Origin of the sequence: Colwellia sp. E2M01 (assembly GCF_018860585.1) — a bacterium.
In the GTDB taxonomy this organism is placed as follows: domain Bacteria; phylum Pseudomonadota; class Gammaproteobacteria; order Enterobacterales; family Alteromonadaceae; genus Colwellia.
The window spans coordinates 1-12,233 of record NZ_JAHKPR010000076.1 but is presented as its reverse complement, the minus strand read 5'-3'; the positions used below and the strand labels follow the sequence as shown (position 1 = coordinate 12,233).

Genomic DNA, 12,233 nt, shown 5'->3' with positions numbered 1-12,233 from the left:
ACCTAAACAAATTCGCCTTGTTATTGCACATCGAGCATAGCTCTGAGTTGGGAAGAAATTTAATCAAATTGGTATAAGTGTATTAAAAGTTATATAGAACCTATAAAAAAGCCCAGTCAAAGACTGGGCAAAAAACAAGGGGGGGAATATAAATTAATTAAGGGTTATGAGTCACCACTTAACAAACTTTTACCATTGATCGCAATTTTTCTTGGCTTTAATGCTTCAGGAATTTCTCTTTCTAAATCAATGTGCAGTAAACCATTTTCCATAGAGGCCGCGATCACTTTTACGTGTTCACCCAATTGAAATTTACGTTCAAAGTTACGTTCAGCAATACCTTGATGGAGAAATTGTCGCGGAGACTTTTCGCTATCTTCTTTGGTATTGGTTGCTGCTTGTTTAGTGCCAATAATAATTAAACTATTGTCTTTAGATTCAATATCAATATCTGCTTCACTAAAACCTGCAACCGCCATAGTGATACGGTATTTATTTTCGGCTAATAGCTCAATATTATAAGGTGGATATGATGATTGTTTATTTGGTTGAGATGCTTTATCGATTAAGCCAGCTAAGTGGTCAAAACCAATAAAAGAACGGTATAGTGGACTGAAATCTGTAGTGTTTCGCATAATAATTTATCCTATGATATAGCAATAATATGATTACTATTTTAAATATTGATAGCACTATTTAATTTTTTATACTTGCTAACAATAGCCTTGTAAAAAACGTCAATAATGTATTATTTAAAATAATGGTGCCTTTCATAATGAACAGGCGGTTAATTATGTAGTCCCTTCCGGCGACCACATAATTAAAGATGGGATTGTTTACTTATTTTTCAAGAAAAAATATAAATTTTATTATGATTAATTAATGTTATGTTTTTTAAGTTGTTGCTTTTATTGTTTATTTTCTTCAGTTTTTTTTTGCTTTTCAATAAGTACTTCTTCTGTTTTTTTACCATCCGTTACCGTTTTCACTTCGGTATCAATAACAAGTACAGGAGCTGTATATCTTACCTTCGAAAGCGCTTTATCGTAATCAGGGTGTTGAGAGATATTAGGAACAATTTCTTTGTAAGTGATTTTACCTTTTTTATTAATAATAAATACTGCGCGGGTAAGTAGCCCCATATCTTTAATTAATAATCCGTATTTAGCGCCAAAATCACGCCAAACAGAGTCAGATAACACTTTTACTTCTTTTATTTTTTTAATATCGCAAAAACGTTTTTGAGCGAATGGAAGGTCGTTACTTATTGTTAAAACGGTAATGTTGCTAGGTAGTTTTTCTGCTTCTTCATTAAAACGTTTTGTTTGAATAGAACAAACCCCAGTATCTAAACTCGGTACCGCAGAAATAAGTACAGTTTGACCAAGAAAATCTTTAAGCCTTACCGGAGAAAAATTTTTATCAACAACTTTAAATTGAGGTGCTGGATCTCCTACCTTTACTTGTTGACCTAGCAAGGTGATATACTTATCTCCAGCTTTAACAAGGTTTTGCGTAGAATTGAGTTTACTTACGTCAAAGTTGTAACCATGACTCATAGTAGAAATTGCCAAACTGGCGATAAAAAAAGAAATTAAAGCGATGTTTGAAGTAGAAAATGTCATTGTTTTTTGAAAATTTTGTTGGAGGTGTGGTGATATTATCCGTTTAACCAAATAAATTCTATAAATAGAAGTTTATCATTGTGTTTTAAATTGTATACACTATGGTTATTACTAGTGGCTAGAGACGTTTTAGTTGCCCACAGTTGTTATTTATTTAAGTAACATTTACTTAAAGTATGTTTATTTAAGGCTCAATTTTTATATGACCACTAAGTTATTAATTTGTGATGATTCAAATATGGCGCGCAAACAAGTTGCTCGCTCATTACCGGATGGTTGGGATGTTGAGATAAGTTTTGCTACTAATGGAGTAGAAGGTGTTGAAGCAATAAAAGCAGGGAAGGGAGATGTACTCTTACTTGACTTAAATATGCCTGTAATGGATGGCTATGAAGTACTGAACGCTATTTTAGCTGAAGACTTGCCGACCATTACGGTAGTTATCTCAGGCGATATCCAACCCGAAGCGCATCAACGTGTCACCAGTTTGGGGGCATTAGGTTTTATTCAAAAGCCTATAAATAAAGACATCCTTACTAAAGTACTATCTGATTATGGCGTTTTTTCGAAGGAAGCTATAGCTGAAGTTTCTGAAGTTAGTGAAGCTGTTATCAGTTCTCCGGTTGCAGTCGTTAACCCTAAAGAAGAAAGCATAAATAACATAAAAGCTAGTCATCCATCACTTTCGAATGAAACCGTTCCTCCAGAGCCAGAGCCAGAGCCAGAGCCAGAGCCAGAGCCAGAGATACATCTATCTGCAGATATGCGTGACTGCTATCAAGAAATAGCTAACGTTGCAATGGGGCGAGCAGGTGATTTATTAGCTCGCTTACTTGATGTTTTTGTTGAATTGCCAATTCCCAATGTTAATTTCATCGAAGTGAGTGAGCTTCGTATGGCATTAAAAGATATTGAAAACCATGAAAGTACTTCAGGTATTTGTCAAGGTTTTATCAGTGCGGGTATTTCAGGTGAAGCATTATTAATTCTTAATGATTCTAGCTTTAAGGACGTTGCTTCCTTACTTAATTATCAATATGACGCTGAAATAGGCACAGAATTAGAGTTGTTAATGGATTTAGCTAATGTACTGATTGGCGCTTGCTTAAAAGGCATATCAGAGCAATTAGATATTCAATTTAGCCAAGGGCAACCCGAAGTTTTAGGGCAACATCGAAAAATATCAGATTTAATCGCCAATAATGCTAACAAATGGAAAAAAACGCTTGCGATAGAAATTAGCTACAGCATTGAAAATTATCCAATAAAATGTGATCTATTATTACTCTTTACTGAAAGTTCGATGCAAACGCTTAATAATAAATTGACCTATTTGATTGATTAACTCTTAAGTCGAATATAAAAATGTATTACAGCCGTTGGTCGTTTTAGAAATTAACAAGGCATGAGTTAACGCGTTAATGCGAAGATAGGAATTGGTTATGACGTTAGAAAAATCACAATTAAATGAACTACATTGGCTAATGGAAATGTTACATAACATTGATGTTGGTTTAGTGGTGCTTGACAAAGAATTTACGATACAAATTTTTAATGGTTTTATGGAAAACCATAGCGGTTTATTACCAAGAGAAGTGAAGGGTAAATTGATTTTTGATATGTTCAAAGAGATCCCGCAAGAATGGTTTACCCGTAAAGCCGAATCAGTATTTTTACTTAAAAATAAGGCGTTTAGCATTTGGGAACAAAGACCCTATTTATTTAAATTTGATAGTTATCGCCCTGTTACTGGTAGTGCAGACTTTATGTATCAAAATACCACTTTTATCCCGCTACTTAACGCTGCGGGAGAAGTGAGTCACTTATGTTTAATTGTGTATGATGTTACAGATACAGCTGTAAATAAAATAAGTTTAAAAAAAGCCAATGAAGAGTTGGCTATTTTGAGCCAAACCGATGGCTTAACTCAACTATTTAACCGTACTCACTGGGAATCTTGCTTAATTAGCGAGTATAAAAGGTGGACTAGAAGCCACCATGCTAGTTCGTTGGTTATGATAGATATAGATCACTTTAAAGCGGTAAATGATACTTATGGTCATATGGTTGGTGATGAAGTTATTCGCCACCTGTCTGATTTAATACGTGAACATGTACGAGAAACAGATATCTGCGGACGATATGGTGGAGAGGAGTTTTCTATTTTACTTGCTGATACGCCGCTTAAAAAAGCATTTACCTTTGCTGAAAGACTGAGAAAAGAAGTTGAAAAATCGACGGTGACTTATAACGATATTGAACTGCAATATACCATTAGTATAGGTGTAGCAGAGGTTGACGAGAGTATTAAAGCGCATACTTCTTGGATTGAAAATGCTGACTCAGCGTTATATTGTTCAAAAGAAACAGGTCGAAATAAAACATCGTTATTTCAGCAAAAAGCTAACGAAAAAGTAGAAAATGAAAAGTCGGTTGAAAAATAATAACGGTATTCTCTAAAATAAATTTTGAGTGCTTATTGCAATTACTCCCTTTATTAAAGTTAAGTAAAACCCAGTTATAGTAGTAAGCAACCGGGTTTTATTTTTATTTTGTAATTTAACGCTAAACTCTAATCACCTTCATTACCGTGATAGGTAAAAGTATCATCAGCCATAATATTAGATTTGGCCATTGGCTATATGGCGTGAAACCTGAAACAAAATTTACATTCCCTCTAAGCACATACTCTTCAAATTGCGGCGCAATTTCGGTAACAACACCCTTATGGTTTATAATGCCGGTAATACCGTTATTAGTGGCTCTTAATACAGGGCGAGCGAATTCTAGTGCTCGCATTCGGGTAATTTCAAAATGTTGATGTGGTCCGTGTGAGTGGCCAAACCACGCATCATTACTTACCGTTAAAATCATATCAGTATCTTTGGTAAAGTTAGCGGCTAGTTGACTTGGAAAAGCAATTTCAAAGCAATTCAATGGCAATATATGTAGGTTTTTTGCTATTAAATTTGGTTGCACGTAATCGCCCGCAGAAAAAGATGATTGAGGCAAATTAAATAACGGGGCAATTGGGCGAAGTAGCTCTTGAAAAGGAACATATTCGCCAATAGGCAATAAGTGACTTTTATAATAACGGTTACTGTGATTATAGTAATAGCCTTGCTCATCTTCAGCGTTCTTCTTACCGAGTACCACTATGCCATTATAATAAGCGTTTTGAGCATAACTGTAGTTAAGTAAACCAGTAATAATAGCGGTATTATTTAAAATGGCATCGCTGTTTACTGTGATTAAGTAGTCTTGTATTGATGGCTCTAGCGCAGTAACTGCTGATTCAGGCCAAATAATTAAATCAGCATCATAATTAAGTTGTGTTAACTCTAAATACTTCAACATTATTGGCCATTCTTGCTCGGGCTCCCACTTTAATGACTGGGTTATATTGCCTTGAATAAGTGCCACACTGCTTGTTTTTCCGGTAAGCTCAGTCCACTTTATTTGGGATAAAACATTGCTTGTTAATAAGACACTTAGTATTAAAGATAGCGGTATACTTAGCTGGGAAAGTATTTTCTTTCTATCAATTAATAAGTGACCTGGTAAGTTATTTTGTCTATTTTTTAGTAATGATGAACAATTAAATACAGCGGTAAAAGTACAGTAAATTTTAACCCAACAAATATTTACCAATAGCACTATCGCGGTAATACCTACTTCACCGATTACTGGAGCAAAGCTTGCTAACGGACTTTCTATTTGGCTATACCCAAGCGATAACCAAGGAAAGCCAGTTAAAACAACGGATCGCAAATATTCACAAAACAACCAAATAGGCGGTAATAACCAAAGATTTATTTGTCTGTTTTTAGCTATTCTTGCCGTTAAATAAGCCGCTAATGTTGGGAATAAAGCCAGATATGCACATAAGAGGAACATAAGCAGTACAGAGAATACTAGCGGCATACCGCCAAACTGGTCGATACTGACATGAACCCAACTAATACCACTAAGAAACCAGCCAAAAGCAAATAAACCAACAGTTTTAGCGGCTACTTTAGGTGAGGCTTCTCTAATTTGATAAAATACTAGGCTGGGTAAAATTAATGATAGCCACCAATATGAAAAAGGGGCATAAGCAAAAACCAATAAAAAGCCACTGAAGAAAGTAATCCAATGCTTGGGTGTTGATAATTTACCTTTTATTGAACTTGCAATTAATCTCAATTTGGAAGGTTTGCTGTGGTTAGTCACATACTTTACCATTTATTTCATGATCTTTAGGCACAGTAACTTGCAGCATTTGCATACGTCGACTGTCGGCCACAAGTACTTTAAATTCAAAGCTATCAATATTTAATGACTCGCCTTTTTCTGGCATATGATTAAATTGTCTTAAGACAATCCCGCCAATGGTATCAACGTCTGCCTCAGTAAAGTTACTGTTAAAGTATTCGTTAAAGTCACCAAGCTCTGTTAATGCTTTAACTAGGTATACTTTACCAGCTAAATGTTTAATTTCTTCTTCGATATCATCGTCGGTTTCATCTTCTATTTCACCAACAATTTGCTCTAATATGTCTTCAATAGTAATAACGCCAGACACGCCACCGTATTCATCAACAACAATCGCCATATGATATCTGTCAGAGCGAAATTCTTTTAATAAAGGCTCTACTTTTTTACTTTCAGGAACGATAATTGCGGGTCTGATGATATCTCGTAAGCTGAAGTCATCGCTTTGTGAGTTAAAACCAAAAGCAAGCAAATCTTTTGCTAATAAAATACCTTCAATATGGTCAATATCTTCATTAATAACAGGAAAACGTGAATGACCAGATTCTAATATGACAGGTAAAAATTCATCAAAAGCGTGGTTTATGTCGATAGTAACCATTTGTGAACGTGGGATCATGATATCGCGAACGCGCATTTCAGATACGTCTAATACACCTTGGATCATTTGCTTAGTTTCAGGATTGATTAGTTCTCTATCCTGTGCATCATTTAATACATCAACTAATTGATCTTTATTTTTCGGCTCAGGCGTTAATACATGCATTACTTTACGTAAAAAAGATTTATTACTTGAGCCGTTATTAGAATGGGGATTGTCATCGCTCATAGAGCTATTTGTGTTCCTTTATTAATCATTCGAAATATGTCGAAAACATTGTTAAGTTTAGTTTTCTAAACTTAAAATAAATATGATTAATTTATTAAGCGAATTAATCATATTTAGTACTTTTACTCAGTAGTATATATCACTACGTAAATTTAGTGATCTAAATAAGGATTTTCAATACCTAACTTAGCTAAAATTGAAATTTCAATAGATTCCATTTCTAAAGCTTCAGTGTCACTTATATGATCAAAGCCAACTAAATGCAAGCAACCATGAATAACAAGATGCGCCCAATGATCAAACAAAGCTTTATTCTGTTCTTCAGCTTCAGCTTTCATCACGTCAATACAAATAATTAAATCACCTAATAAATTAAGTTCAATGCCCTCAGGCACTTCAAATGGAAAAGATAACACGTTAGTCGGTTTATCTTTACCTCGATATTGATTATTTAATTGTTGGCTTTCTTCATTATTAACTAAGCGTATTGTGAGTTCAAAACTTTGCTCGGGCTTACTGATGACTTCATTTAATGCAGTATCAACCCAGAGTTGGAACTGTTCTTCAGTAGGTAATTTTGTGGGGCTACAAGCAATTTGTAAGTCTATCTCATGAGCCATGTGGGTTAATCACTCTGCTCATTATTTTCTTTGCTAACTTTTTTAGCTTGTTTTTCTCTATTTACTTTTTGATCATGCTTGTCATAAGCATCAACAATACGAGCAACAACAGGATGGCGTACAACATCTTTTGATTGGAAGAAGTTAAAACTTATGCCATCGATGTCTTGTAACACTTCAATAGAGTGACGAAGCCCTGACATTTGATGACGAGGCAAATCAACTTGCGTAATATCACCAGTAATAACCGCACGTGAATTAAAACCAATACGGGTTAAGAACATTTTCATTTGCTCTACTGTCGTGTTTTGACTTTCATCTAAAATAATAAAAGCATCGTTTAACGTTCTGCCGCGCATATACGCAAGTGGCGCAACTTCGATAACATTACGTTCTATTAGCTTTTCCACTTTCTCAAAACCAAGCATTTCAAATAAGGCATCGTAAAGTGGCCTTAAATAAGGGTCGATTTTTTGTGTTAAATCACCCGGTAAGAAACCGAGCTTTTCACCCGCTTCAACAGCAGGGCGGGTAAGCAGTATACGACGTACTTCTTGACGCTCTAATGCTTCTACTGCACAGGCAACAGCTAAATAGGTTTTACCTGTACCTGCTACACCAATACCAAAGCTAATATCATTAGTAATAACATTTTGTACGTAAGATTGCTGATTACCATTTCGCGGCTTGATTGTGCCTCGTTGCGTTTTAATAGTTACCATATCTTGGAATTTTTTATCAACAGCTTGACCTAAATCACTAGCGATATTGTCGTTAGTTTGGTCTTGCTCAAGACAATCAGCATTTAAAATAGCAAGGTGTACCATTTCTGCGCTAATAACTTTGCTCTCACCTTTGACTTCTTGGCTTTCTATATAAAGGTCTTTTAAAACATTAACAACAGCTTGGGCGTTAAGAGGTTTACCTACCACGGTAAATTCATTGCCACGATAACTAATTTCAACCCCTAAACGGCGTTCAATTGTTTTTAAGTTATCATCCATAGGACCGCATAAGTTGGCTTGTCTATGGTTGTCTACCGGATCTAAACTAAACACTTCTTTACTTAGTTTTAATGATTTATCGGTTACTGTTGTCAATTTTACCTCTACTTATTTATTAAATATCTGTATTAAACATTATGCTGATTAAGCTCTTTATTTAGTAAAAGCTCATTTACCTAAATAAGTAAATTAAAGCTTTTACTAAAGTTTTAATTTACGGCGTAAAAGTACCTACACCTAACTCATCAAGGTTGCTTGGCGTAGCCGTATGATGGTTGTTAGCTAAAATGTCAGCTGGAGAATGAGCAATACGTAAGCCCATATCTTTTTCTTCTCTGACTAATTCACCACGCAATGAATGAGCAATAACATCAGTAATTTTAATATCAACAAACTGGCCTATAACACTGTGCGGTGCAACAAAGTTAACGGTACGGTTGTTTTCAGTTTTACCACGTAATTCCATTGGGTTCTTTCTTGAAGGCCCTTCAACTAATACGCGTTGTTCAGTATTAAGCATTTGTCTGGCGATACGTAATGCCTGATGGTTAATTTGATCTTGTAAAACTTTTAAACGATCTTTTTTCACTTGGTCGCTAATATCATCAGGTAAGTCGGCCGCAGGCGTACCAGGGCGTGCACTGTAGATAAAACTAAAGCTAATATCAAAGTCAACGGCTTTTATTAAATTCATGGTATCTTCAAAATCTTCGTCTGTTTCACCTGGGAAACCAATAATAAAATCTGAAGACATTGATAAATCTGGGCGTACTTTTTTTAATTTACGAATTTGAGATTTATATTCAATAGCGGTATGACCACGCTTCATTTGAGTTAGGATGCGATCACAACCACTTTGAACTGGTAAATGTAAGTGGTTTACAAGCTCAGGTACATCTTTGTACGCTTCGATAATATCATCCGTAAATTCAACTGGATGAGAAGTGGTGTAACGAATGCGGTCAATACCGTCAATCGTAGCGACTAAACGTACCAGGTCGGCAAAGCGACAAATACTGCCATCGTGCATTTCCCCACGGTAAGCATTTACGTTTTGACCTAATAGGTTTACTTCACGAACGTTTTGCTCTGCAAGTTGGGCTATTTCGTATAATACGTCATCAAGTGGGCGACTTACTTCTTCACCACGCGTGTAAGGTACTACACAGAAAGTACAGTATTTACTACAACCTTCCATGATAGATACAAAAGCACTTGCACCTTCAGCTTTAGGCTCAGGCAAACGGTCAAACTTTTCAATTTCAGGAAAGCTCACATCAACAATCGGGCTGCTAGTGCGTGCTAATTGGTTAATCATTTCCGGTAAACGGTGCAAGGTTTGCGGACCAAAAACCATATCAACAAAAGGAGCGCGTTGACGAATAGCTTTGCCTTCTTGAGAAGCAACACAGCCACCAACACCAATTAACAAGTCAGGTTTTTTATCTTTTAACTTTTTCCAACGACCTAGTTGATGGAATACTTTCTCTTGTGCTTTTTCACGAATAGAACAGGTGTTAAGTAAAATAACATCAGCATCTTCTGCTTCTTCAGCCAATGAAAAACCATGGGTTGAGTCTAACAATTCGGCCATCTTCTGCGAGTCATACTCGTTCATTTGACAACCCCAAGTTTTGATATATAGCTTTTTACTCATTACTTACTTCACTCTTCAAACACGGTTTATACTGAAAGTGCCTTGGCAATTGCAGCACAGATAAAAGGAGGCGTATTTTATACCAATTAACTTCTAATTTCGAATGAATAAGACAACAAGTTGTAAATGACTTTATTCTTTTGTTGTAACAAAATGGTTCATGTATTAAATATAATGAAGACCTTTATATATTTTATTTAATTATCAATTGTTTAAATGTATTTTCTTTGTGGTTTTTGTGTTCTATCATGTTTTTCATTACGGTGAATATTATAGCTTTTACTGATGAACAATATAATTTCACTGATCTAAATCGCATACCAATGAAATATTTTACATTTTATTGGAATAAAAATATAAAGCGGTCGAAAATAATTCACTGCTTGGGTAAAATAAGCCTCTATTCCTGAATTGGTGTGAATTTTTACGTATGGAACATTTTGATTGTGTCGTAATTGGCGGTGGTATGGTTGGTGCAACGAGCGCACTTACCTTGGCTCAACTTGGGCTTAAAGTTGCTTTGGTTGAACAATTTCCGCCGAAAGAATTTACTGCCGATCAAGCCTTTGATTTACGTGTTTCTGCAATTTCACTTGCTTCAAAAAATTTACTTAAGCAAGTTGATGCTTGGTCGCAATTAAAACAATGGCGCGCGTGTCCTTATAAACGTTTAGGGGTTTGGGAAGATGAAAGTGCTTATACTGAATTTAATGCAGATGATATTGAGCAAAGTAGTTTAGGTTATATTGTTGAAAATCGTTTATTACAACTTTCTTTGTGGGAGCAAATTGAATTGCAGGATAATATTCAACTTTTTTGCCCTGAAAACTTAGAAGGTATTGAACAAAGAGAAGTTGGAGCGGTAGTAACACTTACAAATAGTAAGTTACTGGCTAAATTAGTGATTGGCGCCGATGGTGCGCAATCAAAAGTTAGGCAAATGTCTGGTATTGGGACGACGGGGTGGGATTATCAACAATCAGCCATGCTCATTAATGTTGAAACGTCATTACCTCAACAGGATATTACCTGGCAACAGTTCTTTCCAACAGGACCTGTAGCGTTCTTACCGTTATCAGGAAAAAGCGAATTAGGCGGTTATGCATCATTAGTTTGGTATCATCAACGTGATGAAATAACGCGTTTATCGGCATTATCTAATAGCCAATTACAGCAAGAGATCTTAAAAGCATTTCCCCTGCGTTTAGGTAACATTAAGGTTATATCAAAAGGCAGTTTTCCATTAACTCGCAGGCATGCAAATAGCTATCAACATAAACGCGTATTATTGCTAGGCGACGCAGCGCATACAATATGCCCAATGGCAGGGCAGGGTGTTAACTTAGGATTTAAAGATGTACTTGCTTTACAACATGTTATTGCCGAAGCGATAAATGCTGGAGAAGTATGGCATGACGAAACGGTATTAAGTCGTTATGAAAGAGCTAGACGTCAAGATAACTTACTAATGATGTCTACAATGGATGCTTTATACGTAGGTTTCAGTCACCCGTCACCTATTGTGAAAGGTTTACGCAATTTAGGTTTATTAGCTCTCAATAAAGTGCCAGTGTTGAATAGTACAATCAAGAATAAAGCGTTAGCTTATGCGTGTGGTTTGTAGGGGAAACTTTTAAAAAGAAGAGTAGGGCTTACCCCTCTAATTAGTTATTTGGTAACTTAAGATAAGTGTTTTCTAAGGAAGGTATTATTTATATTTGAATGGTACGGGTCAAGAGACTTGAACTCTCACATCTTGCGATACCGGAACCTAAATCCGGCGCGTCTACCAATTCCGCCAAACCCGCACAACTATCAAACTTTGGAGAGATTTGAACTCTCACATCTTGCGATACCGGAACCTACTTTCTATATAAAAAGTGGCGCGTCTACCAATTCCGCCAAACCCGCACAACTATCAAACTTTGGAGAGATTTGAACTCTCACATCTTGCTATACCGGAACCTACTTTCTATATAAAAAGTGGCGCGTCATTGTTTTTACAATTCCGCCAAACCCGCACAACTATCAAACTTTGGAGAGACTTGAACTCTCACATCTTGTGATACCGGAACCTACTTTCTATATAAAAAGTGGCGCGTCATTGTTTTTACAATTCCGCCAAACCCGCATTATCATCAAGTTTTTAAAGAGACTTTTTACTCTTTCACAACTAAAAAAAGTTACTAAGAATAGTAACTTTAATTGGATGCACATATTAAATATGGCAGGGATAAGAGGATT

Annotated in this window: 10 protein-coding genes and 1 tRNA gene; 3 read left to right on the top strand and 8 right to left on the bottom strand. The window is 35.8% G+C overall.

Annotated features, from left to right (window positions below; genetic code table 11):
- Nucleotides 1–164: 164 nt before the first annotated feature.
- Nucleotides 165–635 carry an Hsp20 family protein gene (locus tag KO502_RS14640; RefSeq protein ID WP_216023311.1) on the bottom strand — a complete coding sequence of 157 codons (471 nt, stop codon included), beginning with the start codon at nt 633–635 and terminating at the stop codon, nt 165–167.
- A 273-nt stretch (nt 636–908) separates the two neighbouring features.
- Nucleotides 909–1,625 carry a thiol peroxidase gene (tpx, locus tag KO502_RS14635; protein ID WP_216023310.1) on the bottom strand — a complete coding sequence of 239 codons (717 nt, stop codon included), beginning with the start codon at nt 1,623–1,625 and terminating at the stop codon, nt 909–911.
- A gap of 202 nt (nt 1,626–1,827) precedes the next feature.
- On the opposite strand from tpx, the gene KO502_RS14630 reads away from it, so the two are divergent.
- Nucleotides 1,828–2,970, top strand: coding sequence for a response regulator (locus tag KO502_RS14630; protein ID WP_216023309.1), 1,143 nt, complete (start codon nt 1,828–1,830; stop codon nt 2,968–2,970).
- Between the two features lie 97 nt (nt 2,971–3,067).
- Nucleotides 3,068–4,069, top strand: coding sequence for a sensor domain-containing diguanylate cyclase (locus KO502_RS14625; protein WP_216023308.1), 1,002 nt, complete (start codon nt 3,068–3,070; stop codon nt 4,067–4,069).
- Between the two features lie 121 nt (nt 4,070–4,190).
- Here the strand turns inward: KO502_RS14625 and lnt are convergent, their stop codons facing one another.
- The 5 genes from lnt to miaB form a co-directional block, all read right to left on the bottom strand.
- Nucleotides 4,191–5,837, bottom strand: coding sequence for an apolipoprotein N-acyltransferase (lnt, locus tag KO502_RS14620; RefSeq protein WP_354668337.1), 1,647 nt, complete (start codon nt 5,835–5,837; stop codon nt 4,191–4,193).
- On the bottom strand, nt 5,830–6,708 hold the full coding sequence (locus tag KO502_RS14615; RefSeq protein WP_216023306.1) for a transporter associated domain-containing protein: 879 nt from the start codon (nt 6,706–6,708) through the stop codon (nt 5,830–5,832). The genes lnt and KO502_RS14615 overlap by 8 nt, the downstream gene beginning before the upstream one ends.
- A gap of 152 nt (nt 6,709–6,860) precedes the next feature.
- Nucleotides 6,861–7,328: an rRNA maturation RNase YbeY gene (gene ybeY / locus KO502_RS14610; protein WP_216023305.1), complete on the bottom strand. Its 468-nt coding sequence runs from the start codon at nt 7,326–7,328 to the stop codon at nt 6,861–6,863.
- Between the two features lie 5 nt (nt 7,329–7,333).
- On the bottom strand, nt 7,334–8,332 hold the full coding sequence (locus KO502_RS14605; protein ID WP_216023394.1) for a PhoH family protein: 999 nt from the start codon (nt 8,330–8,332) through the stop codon (nt 7,334–7,336).
- 214 nt (nt 8,333–8,546) lie between these two features.
- Nucleotides 8,547–9,989, bottom strand: a complete 1,443-nt coding sequence (gene miaB, locus KO502_RS14600) for a tRNA (N6-isopentenyl adenosine(37)-C2)-methylthiotransferase MiaB (RefSeq protein WP_216023304.1) — start codon at nt 9,987–9,989, stop codon at nt 8,547–8,549.
- Nucleotides 9,990–10,419: 430 nt separating this feature from the next.
- On the opposite strand from miaB, the gene KO502_RS14595 reads away from it, so the two are divergent.
- Nucleotides 10,420–11,613 (top strand): FAD-dependent oxidoreductase, encoded by a 1,194-nt coding sequence (locus KO502_RS14595; RefSeq protein WP_216023303.1) that lies wholly within the window; start codon nt 10,420–10,422, stop codon nt 11,611–11,613.
- Between the two features lie 99 nt (nt 11,614–11,712).
- Here KO502_RS14595 and KO502_RS14590 read toward each other — a convergent pair.
- A tRNA-Leu gene (locus KO502_RS14590) sits at nt 11,713–11,797 on the bottom strand.
- Nucleotides 11,798–12,233 lie beyond the last annotated feature (436 nt).